The organism is Salipiger sp., assembly GCF_059781815.1.
The window spans coordinates 1-2,186 of record NZ_JBYNAH010000385.1 but is presented as its reverse complement, the minus strand read 5'-3'; the positions used below and the strand labels follow the sequence as shown (position 1 = coordinate 2,186).

The 2,186-nt window shown below is 65.3% G+C and carries 5 protein-coding genes; 1 reads left to right on the top strand and 4 read right to left on the bottom strand.

The features are described 5' to 3' along the window. On the bottom strand, positions 1-186 hold a 186-nt coding region (locus AC6RA4_RS25005; RefSeq protein WP_500164954.1), incomplete at its 3' end, for a LysR family transcriptional regulator. Positions 187-424: 238 nt separating this feature from the next. Between AC6RA4_RS25005 and AC6RA4_RS25000 the strand changes: the two genes are divergently transcribed. Next, the gene (locus AC6RA4_RS25000) at positions 425-1,003 is read left to right on the top strand and encodes a TetR/AcrR family transcriptional regulator (RefSeq protein WP_500164952.1); all 579 of its coding nucleotides are present in this window, start codon (positions 425-427) and stop codon (positions 1,001-1,003) included. On the opposite strand, the gene AC6RA4_RS24995 is transcribed toward AC6RA4_RS25000, so the two are convergent. The 3 genes from AC6RA4_RS24995 to AC6RA4_RS24985 all read right to left on the bottom strand — a co-directional run. Next, positions 1,000-1,353 carry a YigZ family protein gene (locus AC6RA4_RS24995; protein ID WP_500164950.1) on the bottom strand — a complete coding sequence of 118 codons (354 nt, stop codon included), beginning with the start codon at positions 1,351-1,353 and terminating at the stop codon, positions 1,000-1,002. The two genes, AC6RA4_RS25000 and AC6RA4_RS24995, sit on opposite strands and share 4 nt — an antisense overlap. Positions 1,354-1,402: 49 nt before the next feature. Beyond that, complete coding sequence (locus tag AC6RA4_RS24990; RefSeq protein WP_500164948.1) at positions 1,403-1,879, bottom strand: cupin domain-containing protein; 477 nt, start codon at positions 1,877-1,879, stop codon at positions 1,403-1,405. 52 nt (positions 1,880-1,931) lie between these two features. After that, the coding region (locus AC6RA4_RS24985) for an ion transporter (protein ID WP_500164947.1) at positions 1,932-2,186 on the bottom strand (255 nt) is incomplete at its 5' end.

Below are 2,186 nucleotides of genomic sequence, written 5' to 3'. Positions count from 1 at the left end.
CCCCTCGTCGGTCGGTGTCACCTGCCGCGTCGTCCGTTCGAACAACGACAGGCCGAGACGCCGTTCGAGCGACGCCACCTGTTTCGACACCGAGCCCTTCGACAAGCCGAGTGTTTCTGCAGCACTGCTGAAGCAGCGCTGTTCCATGACCTGGGCGAAAGCCCTCATCTCACTGAATCTATCCATCGCGCGTACTCCCTAGCCGCACGTTCGAGCCGCTACGGATATAGGGAGCGAAGTAAACAGCGTCAACATTTTGGTGACATTTTTATTTACATTGTTTGCGTTAGTGCTACCATTGCATCCGTATGGTTTTGATTTTGCACATGTACGGGCGTGTTTGATGCCGAACGATCAGCATTCTCCCCGGCGCGGCCGCCTCACTCAGAAGGACAGGCAGAGCGCTGCGACCAAGGCGCGGCTGATGGCGGCGGCGCGACGGCTGTTTCGCGAATACGGCTATCACGACGTCTCGGTGACCGAGATCGCCCGCGAGGCCGGGGTCACCCACGCGATGATCAACGTGCATTTCCACTCCAAGGCCGGGCTGCTCTACGAGCTGATACACGAGAACAACGATGCCCAGATCGCCGTGCTTGAGGCCGAGCTGCCGGACGAGGGCAGCACGCTGGAGCGGCTGCGCTGGGTTCTTGCCATGTATGCCGAGCACGATCTCGAGGACACCCAGCTGATGGCGGTGATGCAGGCCTATTACTGGCAATGGCCGCGCGAGACCGAGGACCGCAACCGCGCCCAGCTGGTGCAAGCGCTGACGCCGATCGCCAATATCCTGCATGGCGATGCGGATCTGGTCTCGCTTGACGAGGCCGAGATCTGGAGCCTGATCGACGCGATCTACGCGATCTACAGCTTCGGCCTGCGCCCGGCGGTCTATCGCGACGAACCGCGCGAGGCCTGCGTCGACGCCATCATGCACCGGGTCGGGCTGCTGCTCGACGGCGCGCGCCTGCAGGCGCGCGGCGGGGGCAGTGCGGGCGCCTAGCCGCGCAGATCCTCGAGATAGATCCGCACCGCCTCCTGAACATGGCGGAAGCGGTCGCCGCCGAGATGCTTGCCGCCATACCAGCGTGTCACCACCACCAGGTGATCCAGCAGCGCCTCGCGCTCCAGCATGCGCAGGATGACCATGCCGGCGCCGCTTTCGCCATCGTCGTTCTTGACCGGCCCCTCGGCCGTCAGCAGGCCCCAGGTGTTGTGGGTGGCCTTGGCGAACTTCTTCTTGCGACAGAGCTCCTTGATCAGCGCCTTGGCCTCGTCCTCGGAACGGCAGGGCGCGCCGGAGACGGCGTATTTCGAGCCCCGGTCGCTGATGATGTTCTCGATGATCCGCATGGCAGCGGTCTAGCCGCGCCCCTGCGCCAAGGCAACCGCCGGCGCGGGATCAATCGCCGTAGGGCGAATCCGCCGGCGCGCCGCCCAGCGTGGTGTAGCCGCGCTCGACAATCTCCTGGGTGTCGGGATCGCGGCGCAGGCGCAGCACCCGGTCGGCTTCGGGATAGGTCACCACGTCACGTTCTGCCCGGGTGCCGATGACAAGGTAGCGCACCTGCGCGCCGCTGGCGTTTTCGGCATAATGCCCCTCGGGAACGCCGGCCTTGAAGGTCGCGACCTCGCCCGGCGACATGGTGTAGGTCTCGGCGCCTTCGTGCACGGTCAGCGTGCCCTCGAGCATGTAGAGCATCTCGTCCTCGTCCGAGTGCCAGTGGCGGATCGAGCTGCGCGACCCCGGCTGAAGGGTCTCGAGGAAGGCGCCGAACTGGCTCAGCCCGCCGCTGTCGCTGAACAGCACCGCCTCGAAGGGGCCGCAGGCGCCGTCGCCGGTCTCGCGCCGCGCGGTGGTCTCGGTGAATTTCGGCATCTGGCCCTCCTGCCCTGCGTTGCAGCTAGCCTAGTGCGGCATGCAGCGCCTGTCAGCGCCGCTCGTCGAGCCGGGCCTCGATGGCGGCCAGCCGCTGAATGACCTGCTCACGGTAATCCTCGGTGGCGGCAACCTCCTCGACCGCGTGGGCCTCCTGCATCGAGTTCACGATCAGGCCGACCACGAGGTTCACCACCGCGAAGGTGGTGATCAGGATGAAGGGCACGAAGAACAGCCAGGCCTCGGGATGCACCTCCATCACCGGGCGCACGATGCCCATCGACCAGCTTTCCAGCGTCATGATCTG

What these genes read in the sequence shown, in the direction of transcription:
- AC6RA4_RS25000 (WP_500164952.1), top strand. Translation starts at nt 425, where the DNA reads ATGGCGGCGGCGCGACGGCTGTTTCGCGAATACGGCTATCACGACGTC.
- AC6RA4_RS24995 (WP_500164950.1), bottom strand. Translation starts at nt 1,353, where the DNA reads ATGCGGATCATCGAGAACATCATCAGCGACCGGGGCTCGAAATACGCC.
- AC6RA4_RS24990 (WP_500164948.1), bottom strand. Translation starts at nt 1,879, where the DNA reads ATGCCGAAATTCACCGAGACCACCGCGCGGCGCGAGACCGGCGACGGC.